The 25,683-nt window shown below is 32.4% G+C and carries 22 protein-coding genes and 3 pseudogenes; 10 read left to right on the top strand and 15 right to left on the bottom strand.

The genetic code is table 11. The annotated features are described in order from the left end of the window. Positions 1-39: 39 nt before the first annotated feature. From AC0L5U_RS08000 to AC0L5U_RS08040, 9 genes are all read left to right on the top strand, one after another. Positions 40-555, top strand: a complete 516-nt coding sequence (locus tag AC0L5U_RS08000; RefSeq protein ID WP_473415730.1) for an RNA polymerase sigma factor — start codon at positions 40-42, stop codon at positions 553-555. Positions 556-597: 42 nt separating this feature from the next. Then, positions 598-912, top strand: a complete 315-nt coding sequence (locus AC0L5U_RS08005; protein WP_473415731.1) for a DUF6882 domain-containing protein — start codon at positions 598-600, stop codon at positions 910-912. Positions 913-977: 65 nt separating this feature from the next. Further along, positions 978-1,352 carry a hypothetical protein gene (locus tag AC0L5U_RS08010; RefSeq protein WP_473415733.1) on the top strand — a complete coding sequence of 125 codons (375 nt, stop codon included), beginning with the start codon at positions 978-980 and terminating at the stop codon, positions 1,350-1,352. Between the two features lie 143 nt (positions 1,353-1,495). Further along, entirely contained in the window at positions 1,496-2,398 is a 903-nt protein-coding gene (locus AC0L5U_RS08015) for a FecR family protein (RefSeq protein WP_473415735.1), read from the top strand. 37 nt (positions 2,399-2,435) lie between these two features. Then, complete coding sequence (locus tag AC0L5U_RS08020) at positions 2,436-4,742, top strand: TonB-dependent receptor plug domain-containing protein (RefSeq protein WP_473415736.1); 2,307 nt, start codon at positions 2,436-2,438, stop codon at positions 4,740-4,742. Positions 4,743-4,838: 96 nt separating this feature from the next. After that, positions 4,839-5,297 (top strand): DUF1800 family protein, encoded by a 459-nt coding sequence (locus tag AC0L5U_RS08025; protein WP_473415738.1) that lies wholly within the window; start codon positions 4,839-4,841, stop codon positions 5,295-5,297. After that, positions 5,294-6,496 (top strand): DUF1800 family protein, encoded by a 1,203-nt coding sequence (locus AC0L5U_RS08030; protein ID WP_473416218.1) that lies wholly within the window; start codon positions 5,294-5,296, stop codon positions 6,494-6,496. Before AC0L5U_RS08025 ends, AC0L5U_RS08030 begins: the two co-directional genes overlap by 4 nt. A gap of 37 nt (positions 6,497-6,533) precedes the next feature. Next, a complete protein-coding gene (locus tag AC0L5U_RS08035) occupies positions 6,534-8,162 on the top strand; it encodes a DUF1501 domain-containing protein (protein WP_473415739.1) in 1,629 nt (542 codons plus the stop codon). A gap of 89 nt (positions 8,163-8,251) precedes the next feature. Then, complete coding sequence (locus AC0L5U_RS08040; protein ID WP_473415740.1) at positions 8,252-9,364, top strand: SGNH/GDSL hydrolase family protein; 1,113 nt, start codon at positions 8,252-8,254, stop codon at positions 9,362-9,364. Positions 9,365-9,369: 5 nt separating this feature from the next. On the opposite strand, the pseudogene argS reads toward AC0L5U_RS08040, so the two are convergent. Further along, a pseudogene (gene argS / locus AC0L5U_RS08045) lies at positions 9,370-11,153 on the bottom strand (arginine--tRNA ligase). A 420-nt stretch (positions 11,154-11,573) separates the two neighbouring features. Between argS and AC0L5U_RS08050 the strand changes: the two are divergent. Further along, a complete protein-coding gene (locus AC0L5U_RS08050) occupies positions 11,574-13,652 on the top strand; it encodes a tetratricopeptide repeat-containing sensor histidine kinase (RefSeq protein WP_473415741.1) in 2,079 nt (692 codons plus the stop codon). Positions 13,653-13,655: 3 nt separating this feature from the next. Here AC0L5U_RS08050 and ctlX read toward each other — a convergent pair whose 3' ends face one another. The 14 genes and pseudogenes from ctlX to rplO all read right to left on the bottom strand — a co-directional run bounded on the left by ctlX (position 13,656) and on the right by rplO (position 25,670). Then, positions 13,656-14,591, bottom strand: coding sequence for a citrulline utilization hydrolase CtlX (gene ctlX / locus AC0L5U_RS08055; RefSeq protein WP_473415742.1), 936 nt, complete (start codon positions 14,589-14,591; stop codon positions 13,656-13,658). A 179-nt stretch (positions 14,592-14,770) separates the two neighbouring features. Beyond that, positions 14,771-15,685 carry a dimethylarginine dimethylaminohydrolase family protein gene (locus AC0L5U_RS08060; protein WP_473416219.1) on the bottom strand — a complete coding sequence of 305 codons (915 nt, stop codon included), beginning with the start codon at positions 15,683-15,685 and terminating at the stop codon, positions 14,771-14,773. Positions 15,686-15,825: 140 nt separating this feature from the next. Then, complete coding sequence (locus AC0L5U_RS08065; protein WP_473415743.1) at positions 15,826-17,115, bottom strand: citrate synthase; 1,290 nt, start codon at positions 17,113-17,115, stop codon at positions 15,826-15,828. Between the two features lie 168 nt (positions 17,116-17,283). After that, positions 17,284-18,576, bottom strand: coding sequence for a phosphopyruvate hydratase (eno, locus tag AC0L5U_RS08070; RefSeq protein ID WP_473415744.1), 1,293 nt, complete (start codon positions 18,574-18,576; stop codon positions 17,284-17,286). 266 nt (positions 18,577-18,842) lie between these two features. Next, positions 18,843-19,964, bottom strand: a complete 1,122-nt coding sequence (carA, locus tag AC0L5U_RS08075) for a glutamine-hydrolyzing carbamoyl-phosphate synthase small subunit (RefSeq protein WP_473415745.1) — start codon at positions 19,962-19,964, stop codon at positions 18,843-18,845. Between the two features lie 139 nt (positions 19,965-20,103). Continuing rightward, the gene (gene rplQ / locus AC0L5U_RS08080) at positions 20,104-20,574 is read right to left on the bottom strand and encodes a 50S ribosomal protein L17 (protein ID WP_473415746.1); all 471 of its coding nucleotides are present in this window, start codon (positions 20,572-20,574) and stop codon (positions 20,104-20,106) included. Positions 20,575-20,633: 59 nt separating this feature from the next. Further along, positions 20,634-21,626 (bottom strand): DNA-directed RNA polymerase subunit alpha, encoded by a 993-nt coding sequence (locus AC0L5U_RS08085; protein WP_473415747.1) that lies wholly within the window; start codon positions 21,624-21,626, stop codon positions 20,634-20,636. Between the two features lie 95 nt (positions 21,627-21,721). After that, positions 21,722-22,326, bottom strand: a pseudogene (gene rpsD / locus AC0L5U_RS08090) (30S ribosomal protein S4). Between the two features lie 185 nt (positions 22,327-22,511). Continuing rightward, the gene (gene rpsK / locus AC0L5U_RS08095) at positions 22,512-22,895 is read right to left on the bottom strand and encodes a 30S ribosomal protein S11 (protein WP_473415748.1); all 384 of its coding nucleotides are present in this window, start codon (positions 22,893-22,895) and stop codon (positions 22,512-22,514) included. Between the two features lie 103 nt (positions 22,896-22,998). After that, on the bottom strand, positions 22,999-23,373 hold the full coding sequence (gene rpsM, locus AC0L5U_RS08100; RefSeq protein WP_473415750.1) for a 30S ribosomal protein S13: 375 nt from the start codon (positions 23,371-23,373) through the stop codon (positions 22,999-23,001). 3 nt (positions 23,374-23,376) lie between these two features. Next, complete coding sequence (gene ykgO / locus AC0L5U_RS08105) at positions 23,377-23,493, bottom strand: type B 50S ribosomal protein L36 (RefSeq protein ID WP_013305171.1); 117 nt, start codon at positions 23,491-23,493, stop codon at positions 23,377-23,379. A gap of 80 nt (positions 23,494-23,573) precedes the next feature. Beyond that, entirely contained in the window at positions 23,574-23,789 is a 216-nt protein-coding gene (infA, locus tag AC0L5U_RS08110; RefSeq protein ID WP_007094967.1) for a translation initiation factor IF-1, read from the bottom strand. 60 nt (positions 23,790-23,849) lie between these two features. Further along, a pseudogene (gene secY, locus AC0L5U_RS08115) lies at positions 23,850-25,203 on the bottom strand (preprotein translocase subunit SecY). Between the two features lie 14 nt (positions 25,204-25,217). Then, on the bottom strand, positions 25,218-25,670 hold the full coding sequence (gene rplO, locus AC0L5U_RS08120) for a 50S ribosomal protein L15 (RefSeq protein ID WP_473415751.1): 453 nt from the start codon (positions 25,668-25,670) through the stop codon (positions 25,218-25,220). Between the last annotated feature and the right edge of the window lie 13 nt (positions 25,671-25,683).

A 25,683-nucleotide genomic window follows, 5' to 3' on the forward strand; every position in this document is an offset into this window, starting at 1 on the left:
TAAAAAATGCTATTTTAGTGGCACCAACTGCTAATACTTATGAGCAAACCGCTACATGAAAATATTTGTGAAGAGCGTATATTTTCTTCTATATTTAATAAACACTCTAAAGATCTACACAATTTTCTGTACTATAAATTTGGCGATTTATTAAATCCGAAGGACAAAGTACAGGAGGCTTTTGTGAAGTTATGGCAGAATTGTGCAAAAGTTTCTCCAGATAAAGCAAAGAGTTTTGTATTTACTACAGCCAATAATTTGATGTTAAATGAAGTGGCCCATCAAAAGGTAGTTTTAAAACACCAACAAACCAAGCCGAAACATTATACTAATGAAAGTCCTGAGTTTTTAATGCAGGAATCTGAGTATAATGATAAGTTACAAAAAGCATTATCTAATTTAACTGAAGCACAACGTGTTGCTTTTATGATGAACCGCGTTGAAGGCAAACGTTTTAAAGAAATTGCTGAATTGCTAGGTATTTCTACTAAAGCGGTTGAAAAACGAATTTATGGGGCTTTGGCGAAGTTGAGGAAGGATATTAAGGAGTTGTGAAAAAGTTGACTGATTATGTTTATATTTTAAAAAAGAATCAAATTGATATTTAAACCTTTAAAGTATAAAAAATACGCAAACAAAGCTTGCGAAAATTTACAAGATTATCAAGAAGTATTTAGAAATAAATACGACATTGATAATTATGATAATTGGTTTTATAATCAATCAAGTGGAATATTGAGATTTTATAGTGACAATAAAGAAATTTACTTTGAATATATTCCTATTGGAACTTTTTCATTGAATACAAGCACATGGATGTGGGCTTGGGCAAATGAAGATTCAGTTGAAACGAAAAAATTTATAACATTAAAGATTAAGGAATTTGGAGAAAAAAGAATTATGAAAATCTGACAAATGCTCACTTTAGTGGAAACAAATATACAGGTTGGGAATTAACATCTATTACATTTTATTTATTGGGTGGGGTTGGAACATATCGTGTTATTTCCAATAATCATGAAATATATTTTTTATTAACAGAACAAATATCAAAAGAAGAAGTAGAAATAATTGAAAGTGATTTAATAGAATGTAGCGTTCATGGTAAAACAAGAAAAGCATTTATTTGTCAACACTTGAACGAACAACATAAAACTGGTTTTGAAGAAGCTTTTGAAACCTATCGAGGAATGGAATTAGATGGCAATGATGATTTTCAAGCTTGGTGTAGTGAATGCGAAAAAGAGAGATTAAATACTAACGGATGGAATAATGTATCTATGGAATTTGCAAAAATAAAGTTAGTTTGTGAAATGTGCTATTATGATATAAAAGAATTGAATTCAAATTGAGAAACACAATAGTTGTTTTAAATGACCTTATTTCTAAGTGAACCTCAGCGAAACATTTTGGAATTTAGTTTTTGGAATTTGAAATTTTTATTAGGTTAAGGTAGGAAAAAACAAACTCACTTGTTATATAATTGAATAACGACATGATGAACAGAGAAGCACTCATATTAAAATGGTTAAATAACGATCTAAATGATCAAGAATTCGAGGCATTTAAAAACCTTGAAGACTATGATGATTTAGTAAAGTTAAATAAGAGCTTGCAAGGTTTTAAGGCTGGTAATTACGACACTTCTAAAGGATTAGAAAACGTTTTATCTACCATTAAAAATGAAAAAGCACAACCTAAAACACATTGGTTTAAGCCATTAATGCGTGTTGCTGCTATACTTGCTATTTGTTTTAGTGTATATTATTACACTACTACTCTAGATACTACTGTTACTACTCAGTTAGCACAAAAAACCACTATTGAGTTGCCAGATGCATCTACCGTTTCCCTCAACGCGAAGTCGTTGTTAGCTTACAATAAAAATGATTGGAAAAAAGAACGTGAAGTAGAGTTACATGGTGAAGCCTTTTTTAAAGTTGCTAAGGGCTCTACATTCAACGTTATAACAACATCAGGAACCGTAACGGTTTATGGTACTCAATTTAATGTAAAACAACGGGACAATTATTTTGAGGTTATTTGCTACGAAGGATTAGTTGGAGTAAAGCACAATACCCAAGAAACTAAATTAAAACCTGGAGACAGCTTTTTAATTATTAATGGGAAACTAATTGCTAAAGAAAAAGAAAACAGCTCCGTACCTTCGTGGTTAAATAACGAAAGTGAATTTAAAAGTATTCCGTTTAAAGAAGTTGTTTCAGAATTTGAAAGACAATATAATGTAGATATCACTTTGATTGATATTGATGCTACAAAACTATTTACAGGTTCGTTTACACACAAAAATATTGATGTTGCATTAAAATCTATTGCTGTACCTTTACAAGTAACGTACAGTAAACAAAATAATTCGATTATTTTAAAGCGTGAATAGAAAAGGACTCCTTTTTCTAATTAGTCTCCTATTTTTTTTGAATGGTATAGAAGGTTTTTCGCAAGCCAATCAAAAAACACAACCGCTTATTTCTATTTTAAAAATACTTACGGAACGCTATAACGTGAGTTTTTCATACGTTGATGAAACCATTGCAGATATCAAAACGAATATTCCCAATGCCGATTTAAGCCTAATTGATGCCCTTGTAGAAATTGAAATTGACACCAATTTAGAATTCAATGTTTTAGATATACGTTTCATTACTATAATAAGGCGAAAAGAAGCTGATAAAACAATTGTTAGGGAACAACTCAAAGAAGTGGTGGTCAGTAATTATTTAACTACTGGTATCACAAAATTAAATGATGGATCGCTTACTGTAAAACCTGAAAAATTTGGAATTCTCCCAGGTTTAATTGAACCCGATGTTTTACAAACTATTCAAGCACTTCCTGGAGTTTTCAGTATTGACGAAACAGTTTCAAACATAAATATTAGAGGCGGCACACACGATCAAAACCTCATACTTTGGGATGGTATTAAAATGTATCAATCTGGACATTTTTTCGGATTGATTTCTGCTTTTAATCCCTACACTACAAAGAATATAAATGTTTCTAAAAACGGAACACGAGCAAGATTTGGCGATGGTATTTCTAGTGTTATTGATATGCAATTATCTGATAACATTGATAATACGTTTAATGCTGGTATGGGTTTTAATTTAATTAATGCACATGGCTATGCTAAAATTCCACTAACCCATAATACAGAATTACAATTATCTACACGACGCTCTATTACCGATTTAATTGTAACACCTACTTACGACCAGTATTTTAAACGTGTGTTTCAAGATTCTGATTTTTCTAATCATCAAAAAAACGAGAACACAATTTCACAAAATGAAGACTTTTCATTTTACGATATTACTGCTAAATTTCTCTATGACATTTCAAAAAAAGATAAGCTAAGATTGCATTTTTTAAATGTAAATAATAGTTTAAAATATGAAGAACGCTTTTCTAATAACGAAAGAAGCGAAGCTTTAAATAGTAGTTTGTCTCAACAAAATTCAGCTTATGGCATTTCTTATACAAGAGATTGGAATACCGATTTCTCAACTACAGTACAAGCCTATGTTACCAATTATGATTTGGATGCTACTAACTTTGACATTATAAACAATCAGCGTTTAATTCAAAAAAATGAAGTATTTGATGGCTCTGGACGTTTAGATATAAATTACAGGATGAACCCAAATTTAAAACTAAATATTGGCTATCAATTTACAGAAGTTGGCATCAGTAATTTGGAGGATGTTAACAATCCATCTTTCAGAAGTTTTATACGAGATGTGATTAGAAGCAACTCTGCTTTTGGAGAAATTGGTTTTCTTTCAAACGATGTAAAAACAAAACTAAAAATTGGAGCAAGAGTTAATCACTTTGATAAATTTGATGATGTTTTAATTGAACCACGTTTTAATTTTAGCCAGCGTTTTTTAAATGTTTTTAGATTGGAATTGTTAGGCGAATTTAAAAGTCAGACCACCACACAGATTATCGATTTACAAAATGATTTTTTAGGTATTGAAAAACGCCGCTGGGTGCTTTCAAACGATCTTGAAGAAGTTGAAGTTATTGATGGGAAATCTTTTTATCCTGTTCCTATTTTAAAAAGCAAACAAGCCTCAGCTGGTATTCATTTTAATAAGAATAAATTACTGATTAGTGCTGAAGCATTCATAAAAAAAGTAGATGGTATTACAACAAGAAGTCAGGGTTTTCAAAACCAATTTCAATTTACTAACGCTATTGGAAGCTATCAAATAAAAGGTATTGATGTATTAATAAACAAACAGTTTCAAGATGTTTTTAGCACATGGTTAGGGTATTCATATAGTAAAAATGAGTACGTATTTCCAACACTAAATAATGGCATACCGTTTCCAAACAATGCAGATATTAGGCATGCTTTAACTTTTGCCAGTACTTATACATACAGAGATTTTAAATTAGCCATGGGCTTAAATTGGCATACTGGAAGACCTACGACTTTGCCAGATTTTGATGCTAATACTGATGAAAATAGTATTATATACAACAAACCAAATGATTCTAATTTAGATGATTATTTACGTGCCGATTGTTCTGCAACTTATTCCTTCAATATCTCAGAAGGTACAAATGCAATTATTGGTGCTTCGCTTTGGAATGTTTTAAATAAAAAAAATATACTTAATGTATACTACACTTTAGATGATGAAAACAACATCAATAAAGTAGAAAATCAGTCTTTAGGTATTACTCCAAATGTGAGTTTTAGAGTTGTTTTTTAAGAAATGAATATCTTTTCTCACAGGAGTTTACCAATCGTCTAATAAATTTTATTTTTAATGCATAAATAGTTAATTTACAGAAAAATAGAAAAAGGAATGGCATCACTAAACCCACTAAATGAAACTTTAGGTTTAAGAAGAGCAAAACATTTATTAAGAAGAGCTACTTTTAACTATACTAAAGAGCAACTTGATATTTTTGCAGCGATGAATTCAACCGCTGCTATTAATAGTATCGCAACTAGCCCTAGCAATGTACTCTCAGAACCTTTTGACCCTTTGCCAACCGCTACTCCCGATGGGTTTTGGTTGTCTTCTACAGCACACCCAAATACTTTTAGCGGACAAGGTAGAAAAAGAGCTCACATTACAGCTTGGTGGTGGTACAACGCAATAAACCAAACATCATTAAAACATAAACTATCATTCTTTTTGCATACTAGTTTTACCGTTGGAAAAGATTCTGGTGTAGGACTGTCACCTTTTTTTACGACCATATTCGGCTGCTTGATTTTTACGCACTTGGAAATATTAAAACCCTTGCAAAAAAAATAACGTTAGACAATGGAATGTTGGATTATTTAGATAACACCCAAAACAACAAAAATAATCCTAACGAAAACTATGCTAGAGAATATTTAGAATTGTTTACGATTTTAAAAGGCGAACAAATTGGAGCAGACAATTATACCAATTATACAGAATTGGATATTCAACAAGCAGCAAAAGTATTTTCAGGATTTAAAAAGAAGTATGACAGAAATGGAGATATAGATTCTGACACTAACTTACCAATTGGATATATTAATGTAAATCAACATGACACCAGTAACAAAACATTTAGTAGCGCTTTTGGAAATCAAGTTATTACTGGCAGAAATACTGTTTCGGGGATATTAGATGAGCTAGATGATTTTGTTGAAATGGTCTTTGCGCAACCAGAAACAGCAAAAGCCTATTGTAGAAAATTATATCGCTATTTTGTTAAAAGTTCTTGGGATGACACTATTGAAACTGATATTATAACTCCCTTAGCACAACAATTAATTGTTAATAATTACGAAATTTTACCAGTAGTAAAGACATTGCTTTCAAGTCAGCACTTTTATGATGCTGATGATGGCGATGCTACAGATAATATTATAGGTGCAATTATTAAAAGTCCACTTCAATTACTATCTGAAGTGTGTACCATATTTGATGTAACATTTCCTAATCCATCTACAGATGCTTACCGTTTTTATAACAATTTCTATTTAAAATTCTTACATAACACTTATTATAAATCTGCAGGAATGGAAATTTACAACCCAGATTCTGTAGCGGGATATCCTGCTTATTATCAAGAACCTAGCTTTGATAGAATTTGGTTTTCATCCAATACACTAATAGGTAGATACAAACTTGTAGAAAGCCTAATTATTGGAAGAAATACTATTACTCCCAATGCAAATATATACGCTACTTTAGATACCGTTGCCTTTGTAGAAAATAAAATTGACCCTAGTGACGCACAAAATCCCAACAAATTGGTATTTAAAATTGCTGAATTATTATATCCAGAAGCTATAGCTGATGACCGAAAAGACTATTTTAAAACATTTTTAATCGAAGATTCCAATGATTATTATTGGACGGGAGCTTGGTTACAATATATAAACACATCTAGTCAAGCTGATAAAACTGTTGTAAAACTTAGATTAGATGCATTAATTATAGGTATGGTAAACGCTGCCGAATTTCAATTAATGTAATGCCAATTATCTAGATGAAACATAAAAAAATGAACAGATGAAAAGAAGAAATTTTTTAAAACTCTCTGCTACAGCATCGGTAATTGGTTTAACACCTTTTGAATTACAAGCTGCGTTAAAATCAATATTACCCTATGCCGCATGTCCAGATATTTCTAACAGAAAACTAGTACTCATCAATCTAGCGGGTGCTAATGATGGTTTAAATACAATTATTCCAATAAGCGAATATGATACCTACAGCAATTTAAGACCTAATATTAAAATACCAAATACTGGTGCTAATAAATACATTACCCTAGATGCTGGACTATCAAGCAATCAACAAATAGGACTTAACCCTGCACTTACTGGGTTTAAATCGCTTTACGATTCTGGTTTACTTCGTATTATGCAATCTGTTGGGTATCCATCACAAAATAAAAGTCATTTTAAGTCTACCGATTTATACCATAGCGGAAATGATGGTAATAGCACATTAAATGGTGCTGAAACTGGATGGATAGGTCGCTTCATGGAGCAATTCTACGCAGATTTTCTGTTAGAAACGTATCCTTTAGCAGTTGAAATTGGTTCTAACAAAACCTCTCTTGGTTTTCATGGAGAAGAAGCTCACGGTATGTCTCTAAACATAACAGGACAAGACCCTTCTGGGTTTTATAATATATTAAATGGCTTGGGTGGTGAGCCACCTACCAATATTCCAAATTCAGATTTTGGAGATCAATTACGATTTATAAATGATACAGATGCGTTGTCTAACACTTATGCTGAAGCTATTTCAAATGCCTTTAATGGAGGACAGAACGATGTAACTTACCCAGATACAGATTTAGCAAATCAATTAAAAACCGTGGCACGATTAATTAGTGGTGACTTAGGTTCTAAAGTATATATGGTACGCATTTCTGGTTTCGATACGCATAACGCTCAAGTACAAGGCACAGGTGATGTTCTTGGAAAGCATTACAATTTACTAGACCAATTATCCGGTGCAGTTAAAGCTTTTGTAGATGATATGCAAAGTCAAAATTTAGCAGATGATGTTGTTGGATTAACCTTTTCTGAGTTTGGTAGAAAAGCTGCGGAAAACGGCAATCTAGGTACAGATCACGGAGAAATTGCTCCTATGTTTTTATTTGGGACTCCTGTTGCTGGTGGTGTTTCTGGAACAAATCCTGATTTAACAGAGGCTACAAGTGCCAACAATTGGCAAATACAAACGGTACAATATGATTACCGACAAACATTTTCCACGTTGTTACAAGACTTTTTAGGAGCCGAAAACTCTATAATTGACAATACATTCTTTAATCACAGTTTAAATGATAGTTTCACGAATTTAAAACTCCCTGAAATTTTAAAGAATCCTTTAACCAGCGATTGCTATCAAGCTCTAAGCACCGAGGAACAATTAAAAGCTGAAAGAGATTGGTTGGTATACCCAAATCCGTTTACCGATACTATTAATTTTGCGAGTATCAACGCGTATACTGATATCAGTTATAAACTATTTAATGCTTCTGGTGTTGAAATTATGAACAGAACAGATGTCATGACTAATGGAAAACTCTCATTAAATTTAATGCATTTAAGCAGCGGTGTTTATTTTTGTGCTATTAAAATTGGGAATTCACAGGAGATTCATAAACTCATAAAATTGTAGTTAAATATTCATATTTCATTTGTTCTAAAGTTGTTTCTATTTAAAGTGAATATTTTAATATCTTGGTTTTCTTTATCCAATCATTTGAAATGAAAACCAACACCTTTAAATCAATTTTTCTTATTTCTACTTTTTTGCTTGGTTTTTTATGCTGTAAAAATCCGACTAAAAATCAAAATACTAATCGCATCATAAACTATTCTAATCCTGAAATAATGTATTCTGGAAGGATAGACAGTTCCAATCAAAAAAGCGCAAAACTTTATTGGCCTGGGAGTTCAATATCTATAAATTTTGAGGGTAGCGCTATAGATGCTTTGCTAAAAGATGATTCTGGTAACAGCTATTATAACGTTATTTTAGATAAAGACAGTATTTTTATTTTACGTCCAAACAAACTAAAATCGTATCATACATTAGCAAAAAACCTAAAAAAAGGAAAACATACAATTGAAGTTTTTAAACGCACAGAACCTCACTATGGAATTACTGATTTTTATGGTTTTAAAATTAAAGGCAATAGTAAAGTTTTAGAAAAATCAGCCCAGAAAAAGAGAAAAATAGAATTTTATGGTAATTCAATTACTGCTGGTTATGCCGTGGAAGACTTGTCTGGTGCTGATTCTCCAGATGGCACATACACCAATAATTATTTGAGTTATTCAGCTATAACTGCAAGACATTTTGATGCGGAATATCGCGCTATATGTAAAAGTGGTATTGGCATTATGGTAAGTTGGCACGGAATGATTATGCCTGAAATGTATGATAAATTAAACCCGTATAACTCTGAAAGTGAATGGGATTTTTCATTGTATCAACCAGATATTGTTGTAATTAATTTATTTCAAAACGATTCTTGGTTAGTTGAACAACCAGATAATGAAAACTTCAAATTAAGATTTAAAGACAAAGAACCAACAATATCAGAGATTATCGATGCGTATAAAAGCTTTGTTAGTACTATTAGAGGCCATTATCCCGATACGAATATAATTTGCATTTTGGGTAATATGGATGTTACAAAAAATGGTTCTGAATGGCCAGGATATGTTAAAACTGCTGTAAACCAATTAAATGACACAAAAATATTTACATATTTTGCACCATATAAAAATACTGGTGGTCATCCATCAATAAAAGAACAGCAAGTTATTGCTAATGGATTGATTGAGTTTATAGAACAAAAAATTGATTGGTAGTTTAATTACATTCGCTCTGGAACTTCAATGCCTAAAACACTAAACGCATTTTTAATAGTTTGTGCTACCGTTTTTGACAACTGAACTCTAAACACTTTTTCATTCTCATTATCTGCTCCTAAAATAGATACGTTTTGATAAAATGAATTAAACTCCTTAACCAAATCATATGTATAATTAGCAATTAACGCAGGACTGTGTTGTTCTGCAGCGTTTTGAACCACTTCTGGAAATAGCTGGAGTTGTTTTATCAGTTCTTTTTCTTTATAATGAAGTTGCATTTCAACTCCACTCAACGTGACATTGGATGGCAATTCAGCTTTTCTTAAAATAGATTGAATTCTGGCATAAGTATATTGAATAAAAGGCCCTGTATTCCCTTGAAAATCTATGGAATCTTTAGGGTCAAATAAAATACGTTTTTTAGGGTCTACTTTTAAAATGTGGTACTTTAATGCACCTAAACCTATTGTTATGTATAATGCTTTTTTCTCGTCTTCAGAATAGCCATCAAGTTTTCCTAATTCTTCTGAAATTTCTTCGGCTGTTGCTGCCATTTCATCAATTAAATCGTCTGCATCAACAACAGTTCCTTCTCTACTTTTCATTTTTCCGCTAGGTAAATCTACCATACCGTAACTTAAATGAAATAAGTTTTCCGCCCAATCAAAACCAAGTTTTTTTAGAATTAAAAACAAGACTTGAAAGTGGTAATCTTGCTCATTTCCAACGGTATATACCATTCCTCCAACATCTGGATAATCCTTAATACGTTGTATTGCCGTACCAATATCTTGCGTCATATAAACAGCAGTTCCATCGGCACGTTGTACTATTTTCTTATCTAAACCTTCATCAGTTAAATCACACCAAACCGAACCATCTTCTTCTTTAAAAAACACGCCAGATTTTAAACCTTCGGTAACAAATTCCTTTCCTAATAAGTAGGTGTCACTTTCATAATATAACACATCAAAATCAACACCTAGGTTTTTATAAGTTTCATCAAAACCTTTATACACCCAACCGTTCATTGTTTCCCAAAGTGCTACAACTTCTTCATCACCTGCCTCCCATTTTAAAAGCATGTCTTGAGCTTCCAATAAAAGTGGCGCATTCTTTTTTGCGTCTTCTTCGGTCTTACCTTCAGAAACTAAATTTGCAATATCTTTTTTATACTCTTGGTCGAACTTCACATAATAATTACCAACCAATTTATCGCCTTTTAAACCAGTATTTTCAGGTGTTTCACCATTACCAAACTTCTCCCAAGCCAACATACTTTTACAAATATGAATCCCTCTGTCATTAATAATTTGAGTTTTATACACTTTCTTACCAGAAGCTTTCAAAATTTCAGCAACACTATACCCTAATAAATTATTTCTAACATGACCTAAATGCAAGGGTTTATTAGTATTTGGCGACGAATACTCGACCATAATAGCTTTTTCTCCTTCCTTTGGAATTTCAAATCCATAGGTGTTTTCATCCTTAATTTTAGAAAAAAATCTAAATAATACCCATCATTAATTTCAACATTTAAAAAACCTTTTACAACATTAAATGCTTTTACCTCAGCTACATTTTCAACTAAATAGTTACCAATGGTCTCTCCTATTTGAACAGGATTCCCTTTTATAAAACGTAACATCGGGAAAATAACCACAGTAATATCTCCAGCAAATTCTTTTCTAGTAGCCTGGAATTCAACAGATTCTAATGCAACCTTATAATGTTCAAAAACTGCCTGTTTTACGTAATTTGATATGATACTCTGAAGATTCATTTATTATGATATTATAGCTCGCAAATATAGTAAGATTTTAATCTTTTTCTAGTAATATAAAAATGTAAGATTCCTTATTTCTACTCTACAGAAAATCTTTTTACAAACATCTTAATATGACGAATTAAACCCTAAAAAAATATTTACGTTCAACCCATAAAACATACCGTTTTTCTATGTTTTATGCCGTTAATCTATTCGTCGATTTTTTCAAAAAAACCAACTCGCTTTTTATCTAATTTTTTGGTAGAAAAACCCATAAATTAGAATATAAAAAGGCTTTTGCAACTTTTGTTGACCAAAGCTATTATCAGAACATAAAAGTGGACATTTTTTTTAACCCAACCAAAGACATCTTGACTTCCCTCAACCAAGCATCTTTAAGTAATAGTTTGGTGAAAGCTATAATTTAAACATCCTATGAGGAGAATTATTACGTTAGTTATATTCTTATCTCTCTCTTTCGGTTTTTCTCAAACCAAAGAGCTGGATAGTCTCTCCATAAAATTAGCTTTTGAAACTAGTGATTCTCTCAAAGTAGACACCTCTCTAAAAATTATTGAACATCTTTTTGAGATTAAAGATTTTAATCGAGCTCTACAATACATCAAGGCTAGTGAACAATTATCTTTCAATATCGATTACCAACCTGGTAAAGCCAAAACTACGTATTACAAAGCTTTGATATATGCTGAAAAGAGCGATTATATCAATGCTATGGATGGCTACACAAAAGCAAAAGCCATGTTTAATCAATTAAGTGATACACTTAACATTGCCAAGGTTAACAATAGTATTGGTTTAATTGAAATTGAACGTGGTAATTACAGTAAAGGACTTCAGTACTCGCTGTCAGCTATTAAAGAATTAGAAAAGCGTGGTTTACAACATGAGTTAAAATCTGCTTATGCTAGTTTGGGTAAAGCATATTATAAAATTAAAAATGTTGATAAAGCTATTGAATACAATTTAAAAGCCTTAGACGTTCAAGAACAGTTAAAAGATGACATAGGAATTAGCACTTCTAGCTTGCAGTTGGCTGAATTATATTCTCAAGTGAAAGAACATAGAAAGGCTATTGAGTTTTATGAAAAAGTACTTTCTAGTGCTAAAGGAAAAACAGATTCCATTCAAAGTGAAATTTTACCAAAATTAGGTGGGGAGTATTTAAACTTCAACGATTATGAGAATGCCACAAAATACTTAATTCAAGGATTAAATTTAAATAGAAAAACTAAAAACCAAGAAAATTTATTAGTTACTCTTAACAATTTAGGAGGTTTAAATTTAAATCAGAATTACCTAAGAACTGCAGAACAACAATTACTAGAAGCTGGAAATATTGCAAGAAAACTTAAGAACCAAAACGAACTTTTGAAGAATTATGGTTTGATGAAATCTCTAGATTCATCAAAAAGAAATTTTGCTGGTGCTTTTATCTGGCAACGGCGCTATTACACACTTAAAGATAGTTTAGATAGAGAGGTTTCTAATTCCATTGTAAAAAGTATTTCTATTTCAGAAAATGATTTAGATCTAAATTTCGACAAGATTAAACCTGCAGAAAACAATAATATATCTGCAAGTTCAGAACAGAATGCACTTAATATTGAAAGTGAAGACAAACTGAAAAAATTTAAATTGTTCTTCTTTATATTGTTAGGCATTTTAGCTTTAGTTTGTGTTTTTCTGGTCCTAATTTATTTAAAACGAAACAACAGTTTAAGATACGCTCAGGAACTTGAAGAGAAAAATCTTAAAATACAACTCCAAAATGAAGCGTTTGTTGAGCAAACAAAACATTTAGAAAATATAAATAGTGTAAAAGATAAATTGTTTTCAATTATTTCTCATGATTTAAAGGACTCTTTATCTTCTATTAATGGCTTTATAGATTTATTGAGAGACGGTTCTTTATCAAGAGAAGAGTTCGATAATTTGATTCCAGAATTGAGTGAAAATGCCAATAATGCATCACTTCTTTTATTCAATTTATTGAATTGGTCTAAATCTCAAATGCAATCACTTAAACCAAGTCCAAGTTTATTTGATGTTCAAGAGGTTTTTGAGGAAAAAGCAAAACTTGTAGACCAACGCCTTGAAAGTAAAGGAATTGAATTGATAGATCACTCCCTACGTGATTTTGCTTATGCTGATAGAAGTATGATTGAAATTGTGATTCAAAACCTTTTAGCAAATGCCTTAAAATTTTCTAGAAAAGGAGATACTATTACTATTTCAAATCATATTAGTAATGGTAGTTGTATTATTAGTATTGCCGATACTGGTATTGGTATATCAAAGCACAACATCGAGAAACTTTTTAAGAGTAGTACTTACACTACTATGGGAACCAATAATGAAAAAGGTACTGGTTTAGGGCTTTCAATATGTAAAGAATTGGTAGAACTCAACGGTGGTAAAATTTGGGTAGAAAGTACCGTTAATGTTGGTAGTACTTTTTATGTTCAATTACCAAAATCTAAACCAAACGAATAAGCACTAAGCTTTTGGCAAAAATACTTCTGCCATCATACAACGGGCACTTCCGCCTCCACAAGTTTCTATAGTTTCTAATGAACTAGAAACTATTTTACAATGGGTTTCAATAGTTTGTATTTGAGATTTGGTTAATGCATCATAAGCTGCTTGACTCATAATTAAATAACGTGCTTCATTAGTTCCTTTTAGCTGCAACATGTTGCCAGCAAAACTGTTAACTTGAGCTTCGGTAATATCAATAATTTCCTTACCGTCTTCTTTTAATTGTTTGATGACATGTTTGCGCTCTTTTTTATCGTCTATACTACTCAAACAAATTACAGCAAAAGTTTCGGCAATACACATCATAACATTAGTATGGTAAATAGCTTTACGCTCGCCATTTACAGTTTGGTTTGCGGTAAAAATTACTGGTGTATATTCAAAATCCTCACAGAATTCGATGAATAAATCCTCGTCAGCTCTGGGAGATAAAGCGCAATAGGCCTTTCTATTTCTGCGATCTAAAATAACACTTCCAGTACCTTCTAGAAAAACACTTTCTTCCTCGGCACTTGTATAATCAATAATATTATGAATTTGAAAACCTTCAGCCTCTAAAGTTTCTAAAACATCCTCACGGCGTTCTAAACGTCTGTTTTCTGCAAACATGGGATACAAACCAACATCCCCATTTTCATGAAATGACACCCAGTTATTTGGAAAAATGGAATCTGGCGTATCAGTTTCTTTTCTATCATCAATCACAACAACGTTAACGCCAATACCTCTCAATTTTTCCACGTAAGCATCAAACTCTTTTTGTGCCTTGGTGTTTATGGTTTCTGGCAAAACACCATCAATTGCTTCTTGATAATAGTTATTTACCGCAGTTTGCTCGTTCATCCTGAAATTTACAGGGCGTACCATTAAAATTGTGTTTGTGGTTTGTTGCATTTTAATTGAAATTATAGTGCAAAAGTATAACTATTTGGGGTAATAGCTAGTGGCTATTTTCATTATAACTTAACGGAATCGCACTTGACTTTGTCAGAAAAAAATGATAACTTCGTCTAACAATCGATAAACTCAATTAATAACAGAGTTTATCTTTGTAGTTAAACGAACCACTAAAATCAATCCCTAACTAAAGGCATCGTAGTACATCTTAACAAGCCTTCCTGCTTGCCAATTTCGGCATAAGGCACTTCTTCAACAGTAAAGCCTTGTGCTCTTAACCAAGTATTTAATCTGGTAAAGTTTTGTTCAGAAATAATTATATCTTCAGAAATTGAAAATACATTGCTATACATCTGGTACATTTCGTCTTTAGTAATCTCAAACACATTTCCTTTTCCAAAGAAATTTACCAGCCATTCATATTCGCTCTCCACTAAAAACCCGTTTTTATGGATAATGGCTTTTCCTTTTCCTAAGGGATTAAAACAACAATCTAAATGCAATGCGTTTTCTTTAGGGTTTGTATTAGATTTTCTGAGTTCAAAAGCTTTTACTTTTTTCTTCGAAAACAACTCTTGAATCGCTTTTACAGCCTGAACATTAGTACGTGCTGTAATTAATTCTGGATAATCATCTCCTGAATAGGTTCCAATAAAAATATAATCATTCCATGGCATCACGTCTCCACCCTCTACATGACAATCTTCTGGTAAAATAATGCGTTTATCTTTTGCTACTTGATGCCATATATAATCTATAGCATGCACTTCTTTTTCTCGATGCGGTAAAATATTGGCTTCAATCATGATATCGTCAATCACAAAAGCTATGTCCCTTGAAAATATTTGATTACAATCTTTTATAACCTCTGGTCTAAAAACTTTAACATCGTACTTTTTAAAAACTCTTAATACAGCATTCATCTCTTGAATCATATCAGCTTCAGTAGGATATGTACCTGCTTTAATATGTTCAATACTTTTAGGGTCATAACAATCTTCTATTTTAGGAATTGGCCCATTACTTTCGGCTGTTCCCAAAACAACAGATCTTAACCTAGAAGTTTCGTTTTGGATATTTAATCTTAGTATGTTTTTTGACATCTTTCAGTTTAATTCAGACTCATCAAATCTAAGTATATTTTATAGTATTCTTATAAAAATAGCACAAAAAAGAAAAGCTTCATGAAAAATTCATGAAGCTTAACAATAATTTAAAAATGTATATTTGATTATCTCTTTTCTATGGATTTAAATGACCTTTGGGTTTCTCCTGTATACAATTGTCTTGGACGACCTATTGGCTCTTTATTCAAACGCATTTCACGCCATTGGGCAATCCAACCTGGTAAACGCCCTAAAGCAAACATTACGGTAAACATTTCTACTGGAATCCCCATAGCTCTGTAAATAATCCCTGAATAAAAATCTACATTAGGATACAATTTCCTATCCACAAAATATTGATCCTCCAACGCTTCTTTTTCTAAGCCTTTTGCAATATCTAAAATAGGATCTTCAACACCTAAATCTCCCAACACTTCATCAGCAGCTACTTTTATAATTTTAGCTCGAGGGTCGAAGTTTTTATAAACTCTATGTCCAAAACCCATTAAACGGAAAGGATCATTTTTATCCTTTGCTTTTGCCATATATTTTTTGGTGTCTCCACCATCTTCTTTTATAGCTTCAAGCATTTCTAAAACAGCTTGATTAGCACCACCATGTAAAGGTCCCCATAAAGCAGAAATTCCAGCAGCGATAGAAACAAATAAGCCTGCGTGAGATGATCCTGTAATTCTTACTGTAGAAGTAGAACAGTTTTGCTCATGATCTGCATGTAATATTAGCAATTTGTCTAATGCATCAACTAAAATAGGATTCTGAGTATAAACTTCCTCGTTAGGTTGTTTAAACATCATTTTCAAAAGGTTCTCTACATATCCTAACGAAGAATCTCCATAATACAATGGTAATCCTTTTTTCTTACGCATAGACCACGCTACCAAAATAGGTAGTTTTCCCATTAAACGTACAATGGCGTTGTACATATCTTCCTCAGAATCAACATTAACTGACTCTGGATTAAATGCAGTAAGCGCACTAGTTAGTGAAGACAATACTCCCATAGGGTGTGCAGACTTTGGAAAAGCATCTAAAATCTTTTTAACATCATCATCAACAACAGAGTGTTTTTTAATATCAGAATGGAATTTGTCTAATTGTTCTTGATTTGGTAAATCTCCAAAAATCAATAAATAGGCTACTTCCAAAAAATCTGCTTTTTCAGCCAATTCCTCAATTGTATATCCTCTATATCTTAAAATTCCCTTCTCACCATCTAAAAATGTAATAGCACTTTTACATGATCCTGTATTTTTATAACCAGAATCTAGAGTTATAACACCTTTAGTAGCGCCTCTTAATGTTTTTATATCTATTGCAACTTCATTCTCTGTCCCTGTGATTACAGGAAACTCATATTTTTCTCCATTTATTTCTAGAGTAGCGGTGTCTGACATGTGATGTGTATTTTATTTTTAGAAACGCTAATTTACGAAATATCTCATGATTTTGGAAGCACACAAGTAAAGGTTTTGTTAATTTATATATTGGTAAAATTGATACCATAAAAAAAGCGATTACTAAAAAAGTAACCGCTTTTTAATACTAAAATTATATAATTCTTATTACTTCACTTTAAAAGCATTTTCTCCAGGAAAATAAGCTACAGAACCTAACTCTTCTTCTATACGAAGTAATTGGTTATATTTTGCCATACGGTCACTACGAGATGCAGAACCCGTTTTAATTTGCCCAGTATTTAAAGCAACAGCTAAATCAGCGATAGTATTATCTTCAGTTTCTCCAGAACGATGAGACATTACAGAAGTATAACCAGCATTATGGGCCATGTTTACAGCAGCAATAGTTTCCGTTAAGGAACCAATTTGATTTACTTTAATTAAAATTGAATTTGCAATACCTTCCTTAATACCTCTTGCTAAGCGCTCAACATTAGTAACAAACAAATCGTCACCTACTAATTGTACTTTATCTCCAATTAACTCAGTAAGATACTTAGTACCATCCCAGTCATTTTCATCCATTCCATCTTCAATAGAAATAATTGGATACTTAGAAGCCAATTCAGCTAAATATTCAGCCTGTTCTTTTGAAGTTCTAATCATACCCTTATCACCTTCAAACTTGGTATAATCATATTTTCCGTCAACAAAAAATTCAGCAGAAGCGCAATCTAAAGCAATCTTAACTTCATCACCAAATTTATAGCCTGCGTTTTCAACAGCTTTCGCAATAGTATCTAAAGCATCTTCTGTACCACCTTCTAAGTTTGGAGCAAAACCTCCTTCATCACCTACAGCTGTACTTAAGTTTCTGTCATGTAGCACTTTCTTTAGATTATGAAAAATCTCTGTACCCATTTGCATTGCATGCGTAAAGTTTTTAGCTTTAACAGGCATAATCATAAATTCTTGAAACGCAATTGGCGCATCACTATGTGAACCTCCATTGATGATATTCATCATTGGCAATGGTAACGTATTTGCAGAAACACCTCCTACATAACGATACAAGGGCATATTTAATTCATTAGCTGCCGCTTTTGCAGCTGCCAAAGACACTCCTAAAATTGCATTAGCGCCTAATTTCGATTTATTTGGAGTCCCATCTAAATCAATCATCATTTGGTCAATCAAATTTTGTTCAAAAACTGAAACACCTAATAATTCTTCAGCTATAATTGTATTTACATTCTCAACCGCTTTTAAAACACCTTTCCCCATGTATGTATCTCCTCCATCACGTAACTCTACAGCTTCGTGTTCTCCTGTTGATGCTCCTGATGGTACAGCAGCCCTTCCTAATACACCATTTTCTGTAACTACATCTACTTCAACAGTAGGGTTACCTCTAGAATCTAGAATTTGTCTTGCGTGGATATTAATTATTATACTCATAATTGGTTTGTTTTTAATCTTTTATCAAATTTACGTTTTAATCTCTTCTTATTTACTGGCTTCTGTCATAAAATCTCAAAATAAAAGCTATAACGTTTTAGTAAGTCAGCTCAAGTATTAAGGCGTTACCCTAAAAAGGGTCGAGCTTTCACTACTCGCTCCCTCCTATCGTCGGGGAGCTTAAACATACCGTTCAATCTCTAACGCACTTATCCGGAAAATTCACTACATTTTATAAGCTAAGCCCTATTCTGAAAACACTATTCTTAAGCAGTAGTAAGCTTACTTTTCTTAATATTCTCAACAAATTGATCAAACAAATAAGAAGAATCGTGTGGTCCTGGACTTGCTTCAGGGTGGTATTGCACCGAAAAACAGTTTTTAGACTTCATAGCCAAACCTGCAACCGTATCATCATTCAAGTGAATATGTGATATTTGTAAATCTTCATTCGCTTCGGCCTCTTCTCTATTTACAGCAAAACCATGGTTTTGAGATGTAATTTCACCTTTTCCAGTAATTAAGTTTTTTACAGGATGGTTAATACCTCTGTGCCCGTTATGCATTTTATAAGTTGAAACACCATTAGCAATAGCAATTACTTGGTGTCCTAAACAAATACCGAATAATGGTAAATCACGCTTAATAATTTCTTTAGCAATAGCTTGCGCTTCTACCAAAGGCTCTGGATCTCCTGGACCGTTAGATAAAAAGTATCCATCTGGATTAAACGCCTCTAAATCTTCAAATTTAGAATTGTATGGAAATACTTTTATATAACAATCTCTACTCGCAATATTTCTAAGAATATTCTTTTTAATACCAATATCTAATGCAGCCACTTTAAAAGTTGCATTTTCGTCTCCAAAATAATAAGGTTCTGTACACGATACTTTAGATGCCAATTCCAAACCATTCATTGGCGGTACTTCAGCTAATTGCTTCTTTAAGCCTTCAATATTTTCAACCTCAGTAGAAATTACAGCATTCATAGCACCATGATCTCTAATATAACTTACCAAAGCTCTTGTATCAACATCTGAAATTGCTAAAAGATTATTTTGTTCTAAAAAATCTTCTAATGAACCATCAGCATCATCTCTAGAATACTCATAACTGAAGTTTTTTACAATTAAACCCGCTATTTTAATAGAATCAGATTCAACTTCTTCATCATTAACACCGTAGTTTCCAATGTGTGCATTAGTTGCAACCATCAGTTGTCCGTAATACGAAGGGTCAGTAAAAATCTCCTGATACCCGGTCATACCGGTGTTAAAACATACTTCTCCAAACGAAGTTCCTTGTTTGTTACCTACTGCCTTACCATAAAAAATTGTACCATCTGCAAGTAGAATAATGGCGTTTTGTCTCTTTTGATATTTCATCTAATTCATTTTGGTTTAAGTGCGCTATCTTTTCTAGAATCTCTAGTAAATATGAAAACGCTAAAAGTTTTACAAAAATTCAAAAAAAAGGATAAACTAAAAATAGTTTATCCTTTTTATATTAAATGCTTATTAACATTTATTCTTCTTCGTTTGTTGCTTGAGTTTCTACTGGAGGAGTAGCTGGTTTAGAACCACCTCTTCTACTTCTTCTAGTTGTTTTCTTCTCTTTCTTACCTGCATTGTAGATTTCGTTGTAATCAACTAATTCTATCATTGCCATATCAGCATTATCACCTAAACGATTACCCAATTTAATAATTCTTGTGTAACCTCCTGGTCTATCTCCAATTTTAGTAGCAACTTCTCTGAATAACTCAGTAACTGCTTCTTTTTGTCTTAAACGCGCCATCACAATACGTCTGTTGTGAGTAGTATCTGTTTTAGACTTAGTAATCATTGGCTCAACAAATTGCTTTAAAGCTTTTGCTTTTGCAACAGTTGTGTTAATACGTTTGTGCTCTATTAAAGAACAAGCCATATTGGCCAACATTGCTTTTCTGTGGGCAGTTTTTCTACCTAAGTGATTGATTTTTTTTCCGTGTCTCATGACATTTGTGTTATCATCTTGCTACCAAACTCGTTTATCGAGGAGCAAAATATGATTAATTAATCTTTGTCTAATTTATATTTACTTAAATCCATTCCGAAATTTAAACCTTTAACATGTACAAGCTCTTCAAGCTCAGTTAAAGATTTTTTACCAAAGTTACGGAACTTCATTAAATCGTTTTTATTGAATGATACTAAGTCTCCTAAAGTATCAACCTCTGCCGCTTTTAAACAGTTTAATGCACGTACTGATAAATCCATATCAATAAGCTTAGTTTTAAGCAACTGACGCATGTGAAGTGATTCTTCATCATAAGTTTCAGTTTGTGCAATTTCATCAGCTTCTAAAGTGATACGCTCATCAGAGAATAACATGAAGTGGTGAATTAATGTTTTAGCTGCTTCAGTTAAAGCATCCTGTGGTGTTATAGAACCATCAGTAATGATTTCGAAAACTAATTTTTCGTAATCGGTTTTTTGCTCAACACGGTAATTTTCAATGCTATACTTAACATTTTTTATTGGTGTGTAAATAGAATCTGTAAAGATAGTTCCCATTGGTGCAGAAGCTTTTTTATTCTCCTCTGCTGGCACATATCCTCTACCTTTTTCTATTGTGATTTCCATATTGAAACTTACCTTAGGATCTAAATTACAGATTACTAATTCTGAATTTAATACTTGGAATCCTGAGATAAACTTTTGAAAATCTCCAGCTAATATTTGTTCTTGTCCCGAAATAGAAATTGAGATAGACTCATTGTCTATATCTTCAATTTGTCTCTTGAAACGAACTTGTTTTAAGTTTAAAATGATTTCAGTTACATCTTCTACCACGCCAGCTATTGCTGAAAATTCGTGATCTACACCTTCTATTCTTACCGATGTGATTGCAAATCCTTCTAAAGAAGATAATAATACTCTTCTTAATGCATTTCCTACTGTTAAACCATAACCAGGTTCTAGTGGTCTGAATTCGAATTTACCTTCGAAATCAGTAGAATCTATCATGATTACTTTATCGGGTTTCTGAAAATTAAATACTGCCATGTTTTTCTTCGTTTTAATTGTTATTTAGTTGCGCGATTTAAAAGTTTGAAGAACACTAATAAATCCTTTGGCCAAATACCAATATGATTAATTTATTATTTAGAGTATAATTCTACGATGAATTGCTCGTTGATATTTTCTGGAATTTGAATTCTAGCAGGAACAGAAACATAAGTTCCTTGCTTTGTATCATTATTCCATGTAATCCATTCGTAAACTTGACTTGAGTTTGATAATGATCTCTCAATAGCTTCAAGTGATTTTGATTTTTCTCTTACAGCAACAACATCTCCTGCCTTTAAAGAATAAGAAGGAATGTTTACGATTTCACCGTTAACAGTAATATGTCTGTGAGATACTAATTGACGAGCTCCACTTCTAGAAGGAGAAACCCCCATTCTGTATACTACATTGTCTAATCTAGACTCGCAAAGTTGTAATAAAACTTCACCTGTAATACCTTGAGCAGCTCTTGCTTTTTTAAATAAACCTCTAAATTGACGCTCTAAAATACCATAAGTGTACTTTGCCTTTTGCTTTTCAGCTAATTGGATTGCGTATTCAGATTTTTTTCCACGTCGTCTAGCGTTTCCGTGTTGACCTGGAGGGTAATTTCTTTTTCAAAAGATTTATCTTCTCCGAAGATAGCTTCGCCAAATTTACGAGCTATTTTAGTTTTAGGACCAGTATATCTTGCCATTTCTTGTTGTTTTTAAGAGTGATTATGAATTAAGGTCTTAATCTTATCCTTCGATAATCGTTGATCTCTCGTTGATACTTGTTAATAATTGATTTTTTTCAGTTTGCAAATTTATGCAAAAAATTAATACCATCTAATAAACAGACGATATTAATTTTTTATTTAAAACACGTTAAAAAACGTGATTAAACTCTTCTACGTTTTGGAGGACGACATCCATTATGTGGTAGTGGTGTAACATCAACAATTTCTGTTACTTCTATACCTGCATTGTGGATAGAACGAATAGCAGATTCTCTACCATTACCTGGTCCTTTAACATATACTTTTACTTTTTTCAATCCAGCTTCTGATGCAACTCCTGCAGCATCTTCCGCAGCTAATTGAGCAGCATAAGGTGTGTTTTTCTTAGAACCTCTAAATCCCATTTTACCAGCAGAAGACCATGAAATCACATCTCCTTTTTTGTTGGTTAATGAAATGATAATGTTATTGAATGAAGCAGTTACGTGAGCTTCTCCAACAGCATCTACTATTACTTTACGTTTTTTAGTACTTGACTTTGCCATATTATTTTGTTCTAGTTGTCAGCTTTAGTTGTTAGAATCCTAAACATTGCTATTTCAAACAGATTCATCTAACGTCTAAACACTAATGACTAATGTCTAATTATTATTTAGTTGCTTTCTTTTTGTTAGCAACAGTTTTTCTTCTACCTTTTCTTGTTCTAGAGTTGTTTTTAGTACGTTGACCTCTTAAAGGTAAACCAGCTCTATGACGAATACCTCTGTAACATCCAATATCCATCAAACGTTTGATGTTTAATTGTGTTTCAGAACGTAATTCACCTTCAATAGTATAAGCTCCAACAGCGTCACGGATTGCTCCAATTTCGTCATCTGTCCAATCTTGTACTTTAGTGTTTTCGTCTACTTTAGCTGTTGCTAAAATCTCTTTTGCTCTACTTTGACCTATTCCGAAGATATAAGTTAAAGATACTGCGCCTCTCTTTTGTTTTGGTATGTCTACACCTGCAATTCTTGCCATAATTTACCCTTGTCTTTGTTTAAATCTAGGATTCTTTTTGTTTATCACGTAAAGTCTACCTTTTCTACGTACGATTTTACAATCCGCACTTCTTTTTTTAACTGATGCTCTTACTTTCATCTTTAATAGTTTAAAGTTCAAAGTTTAAAGTTTAAAGTTGAATAAACCTTCAACTTATCACTTATAACTTGTAACTTATTTTAGTATCTATAAGTTATGCGAGCCTTAGTCAAATCATAAGGACTCATTTCTAATTTTACTTTATCCCCTGGTAATAATTTAATATAATGCATACGCATTTTACCAGAAATATGTGCTGTCACAATGTGACCGTTTTCTAATTCTACACGAAACATGGCATTTGATAATGCTTCTATAATTGTTCCGTCTTGTTCTATCGCTGCTTGTTTTGCCATATATAGTGTTTTTGAATCTATAAGCAATTACCTTGCCTAATTTTCTAAACGTTATTTACATTAAGCTACTGCTTTTCTGTTTTTACCTGTTTTCATCAAGCCGTCGTAATGTCTATTTAACAAATAAGAATTTATTTGTTGCATAGTGTCAATTGCAACTCCAACCATAATTAATAGTGATGTTCCTCCAAAAAACAATGCCCATCCTGCTTGCACATTCATCAACTTCACAATAAAAGCTGGAAAAATAGCGATTAATGCTAAAAAGATAGAACCCGGTAAGGTAATCTGAGACATTATTTTATCTAAATATTCAGAAGTTTCAGAACCTGGACGAATACCAGGAATAAAACCACCACTACGTTTTAAATCGTCTGCCATTTTATTGGTAGGTACTGTAATTGCAGTATAAAAATATGTGAAAATAATAATCAACAAAGCAAATATTAAATTGTACCAAAAGCCAAACATATCAGCAAAATTAGTTTGCATCCATTGCCCTGCTGAAGTATCTTTCAAGAAAGACGAACCACCTATTAAACCAGGAACAAACATAATTGCTTGAGCAAATATAATTGGCATTACACCTGATGCATTTAACTTTAAAGGGATGTATTGTCTAGACCCACCTGCTGCGGCTTTTTCATAACCTCCAGATGCTGTTCTTCTTGCATACTGTACCGCTATTTTTCTCACAGCCATTACTAACATTATTGATAATAGAATAATTACAAACCAAACTACAAGTTCAATTAAAATCATAATTAAACCACCATTAGATTGTGTTACTCTGGCAGCATACTCTTGCACAAAAGATTGCGGAAGTGTAGCGATAATACCAACCATAATTAATAATGAAATACCATTACCTATTCCCTTATCAGTAATCTTCTCACCTAACCACATTGCGAATATACATCCAGTTACTAAGATGATTACAGAAGAAAAGTAAAATAACCCTCCAGTTCCTAATAAAAATGCTGATTGCGGAATACCTAATGCTGGTAAACTAGCTAGATAACCTGGCGCTTGCACTAAACAAATACCAATAGTTAACCAACGTGTAATTTGAGTGATTTTCTTTTGTCCACTAGCTCCTTCTTTTTGTAACTTCTGTAAATAAGGAATAGCAATACCCATTAACTGTACAACAATAGAAGCTGAAATGTAAGGCATGATACCAAGCGCAAAAACCGAAGCATTTGCAAAAGCTCCACCAGCTGAAGGCATTAAGCAAACCTAATAAACCTCCATCAGTTTTATCTGCAAGACCACCTAATTGTGAGGCGTCAATACCTGGTAAAACAACTTGAGCACCAAATCGATACACTAATAACAGACTCAAAGTAACAATGATTCTGTTTCTTAGTTCCTCAATTTTCCAAACATTTTTTATTGATTCTATAAATTTCATAAGTTAATGTAATCTTATAAAGTTATTGCTTCTCCACCAGCAGCTTCTATTGCAGCTTTTGCTGAAGCAGAAAACTTGTGAGCAGATACTTTCAATTTTGATTTTAATTCTCCTCTACCTAATACTTTAACTAAGTCATTTTTCCCAGCTAATCCATTAGAAAACAAAGATTCAAAATCTACAGTATCTTTTACTTTTTTATCATCTACTAACGCTTGTAAAGTATCTAAGTTTATAGCTTGATATTCTACACGGTTAATATTTGTAAAACCAAATTTAGGAACACGTCTTTGAAGTGGCATTTGACCACCTTCAAATCCTAATTTCTTAGAATAACCAGAACGTGACTTAGCTCCTTTGTGACCACGTGTTGCAGTACCACCTTTACCAGAACCTTGTCCTCTACCTATTCTTTTTCCTTGGTTTTTATTTGAACCTTCTGCAGGTTTTAAATTACTTAAATCCATTTTCAGTTTATAT

It is taken from the genome of Jejuia sp. G7-7 (assembly GCF_055808955.1).

Coding starts and splice junctions, on each gene's coding strand:
- AC0L5U_RS08000 (WP_473415730.1), top strand. CDS start 40: ATGAGCAAACCGCTACATGAAAATATTTGTGAAGAGCGTATATTTTCT.
- AC0L5U_RS08015 (WP_473415735.1), top strand. CDS start 1,496: ATGATGAACAGAGAAGCACTCATATTAAAATGGTTAAATAACGATCTA.
- AC0L5U_RS08025 (WP_473415738.1), top strand. CDS start 4,839: ATGGCATCACTAAACCCACTAAATGAAACTTTAGGTTTAAGAAGAGCA.
- AC0L5U_RS08035 (WP_473415739.1), top strand. CDS start 6,534: ATGAAAAGAAGAAATTTTTTAAAACTCTCTGCTACAGCATCGGTAATT.
- AC0L5U_RS08040 (WP_473415740.1), top strand. CDS start 8,252: ATGAAAACCAACACCTTTAAATCAATTTTTCTTATTTCTACTTTTTTG.
- AC0L5U_RS08050 (WP_473415741.1), top strand. CDS start 11,574: ATGAGGAGAATTATTACGTTAGTTATATTCTTATCTCTCTCTTTCGGT.
- ctlX (WP_473415742.1), bottom strand. CDS start 14,591: ATGCAACAAACCACAAACACAATTTTAATGGTACGCCCTGTAAATTTC.
- AC0L5U_RS08065 (WP_473415743.1), bottom strand. CDS start 17,115: ATGTCAGACACCGCTACTCTAGAAATAAATGGAGAAAAATATGAGTTT.
- eno (WP_473415744.1), bottom strand. CDS start 18,576: ATGAGTATAATAATTAATATCCACGCAAGACAAATTCTAGATTCTAGA.
- carA (WP_473415745.1), bottom strand. CDS start 19,964: ATGAAATATCAAAAGAGACAAAACGCCATTATTCTACTTGCAGATGGT.
- rplQ (WP_473415746.1), bottom strand. CDS start 20,574: ATGAGACACGGAAAAAAAATCAATCACTTAGGTAGAAAAACTGCCCAC.
- AC0L5U_RS08085 (WP_473415747.1), bottom strand. CDS start 21,626: ATGGCAGTATTTAATTTTCAGAAACCCGATAAAGTAATCATGATAGAT.
- rpsK (WP_473415748.1), bottom strand. CDS start 22,895: ATGGCAAAGTCAAGTACTAAAAAACGTAAAGTAATAGTAGATGCTGTT.
- rpsM (WP_473415750.1), bottom strand. CDS start 23,373: ATGGCAAGAATTGCAGGTGTAGACATACCAAAACAAAAGAGAGGCGCA.
- ykgO (WP_013305171.1), bottom strand. CDS start 23,493: ATGAAAGTAAGAGCATCAGTTAAAAAAAGAAGTGCGGATTGTAAAATC.
- infA (WP_007094967.1), bottom strand. CDS start 23,789: ATGGCAAAACAAGCAGCGATAGAACAAGACGGAACAATTATAGAAGCA.
- rplO (WP_473415751.1), bottom strand. CDS start 25,670: ATGGATTTAAGTAATTTAAAACCTGCAGAAGGTTCAAATAAAAACCAA.